This window comes from Filibacter tadaridae, from assembly GCF_900609045.1.
In the GTDB taxonomy this organism is placed as follows: Bacteria; Bacillota; Bacilli; order Bacillales_A; family Planococcaceae; genus Sporosarcina; species Sporosarcina tadaridae.
Window position 1 is genome coordinate 1 of record NZ_UXAV01000076.1, and the last position, 1,746, is coordinate 1,746.

The window sequence follows — 1,746 nt, forward strand, 5'->3', positions numbered from 1 at the left end:
AATCCTTTATCCCTTATATGTTTTATTACTCAACGCATTCATCACTTTTACAAGTGATGAAAAAACAGTATAACTCTGGTCTATTCCAGAATCGGGCGCTTTAGCGGAATAAAGGTTATGCCAGAATTGGGCCAGATTGTAGCATGAATTAAATTATTCTTGGTTGGTTATTCATAAAAAAAAGGAGTCGATTTCTTTTATAAGAAGTCGGCTTTTTTTAATTTGTGCAATATTTATCTTGCATTTAAGCGTTCCGCAATGTAATATTAACTTAACAATATGTTAGATATATATTTCATTATAGTGGGTGAGTATATGGTGAGTAAAATGAAATTGGCAAGAGTGGAAAAAGGTTTAACCCAGACACAACTTGCGAACCAAGTAAATGCCACAAGGCAAACAATTGGGTTGATTGAAAAAGGTGAATATAATCCCAGTTTGAACTTGTGCATCGCAATTGCCAAAGTATTAAGTAAAACATTAGATGATTTATTTTGGGAAGGTGATTAAATGATACGTTCATTCTTAAATGCTTTTTTACCAGAAGATGAATACAAACGATTAAGGGTTTTATATTTCATGTCTGAAGCAGCATTCCTAATGGGTGGGCTGCTGATGTTGGGATCTGCTTTAAATAATTATTGGCTAAAGTGGGATATGGATGATGCAGATGTAACTATTATTCTTATGATGATCCCAATGCTTATGGCTGGATATACGTATTTTCGTTATATATTTTCGGGGATAGAACATACAGAAGTATCAAACAAGAAAGGCTATAAAAAGGAGCGCCGTGTTGCTGGTAAGCGTGCGTTATTATTGGGAATTATATTTTTCATTATCCATGTAATCGTAAAAGGGATTCCCACTAACTACGACGAGAGAATAGACTTGTTTGTTCTTCCAATAATTTTTACACTTTTGTATTTCCTGTTCGATTTAGTTTCTTTAAAACGTTCTGCTAAGAAAAACGATGAATTGGAGGACTAAACAATCGGGCGCGATTGTGCGAGAAGCGATCTCGTCCGTTCTGCAATCGGGCCAATTAGTTTTGAAAGTATTTTATAAATCAAAGGAGGAACAATGAAAAAGATTAAAAATATTCTATCTTTCTTTTTAATTTATTTGGTAATATTTATATTGATCTTAAACTTACAGTACGTTTATAGATTTGATTCTGATTCTGATTTCTTTACGTTATTGATGTATTCTTCAATCTTCTCTATTACTTTTTCTATGATACCTCTATTTTTTTTCGGTGTTAGTTGGTTTATTTTAAATATACTGTCTACCAAAGCCTTGCATATTAAGTCGATTTTAAAACCAGCTCTAATTTTTTTGATTACAGTTATTTCAACGTATACGTTTATGGAAATAATGTACAATGATTCATTTTTGTCGATAATAACTACTATTAGCACTGTTCTAACTTTAATTTCACTTTTCTATATAAATCTGAGAGGTAATAATAAGGTGTTAATATAAGATTAAGTTGAAAAGGTTACTAACTTTTTAAAAAACCTGTTTTCCGTTATCGGGCGCAATTCTAAAACAAAGATTTGTGTCCGTTAAACAATCGGGCCATTTAACGGAATAGCACTTAAACGTTTGTTAAAGAGGCTGTAATCGGTTTGTTCACTATGAAATCCTGAAGACATTGGAGGAAATCGCTTGTTAGGAGAAGAGTTCTATAATCGAATAGGAAAATCAAAAAGTCTATTTGCGGTATTCGCCACTATAAACATT

Annotated in this window: 2 protein-coding genes; both read left to right on the top strand. The window is 32.2% G+C overall.

Annotated features, from left to right (window positions below):
- Positions 1–315 precede the first annotated feature (315 nt).
- Positions 316–510 carry a helix-turn-helix transcriptional regulator gene (locus tag FILTAD_RS15630; protein WP_124071886.1) on the top strand — a complete coding sequence of 65 codons (195 nt, stop codon included), beginning with the start codon at positions 316–318 and terminating at the stop codon, positions 508–510.
- Positions 511–990 carry a hypothetical protein gene (locus FILTAD_RS15635; RefSeq protein ID WP_124071887.1) on the top strand — a complete coding sequence of 160 codons (480 nt, stop codon included), beginning with the start codon at positions 511–513 and terminating at the stop codon, positions 988–990.
- Positions 991–1,746 lie beyond the last annotated feature (756 nt).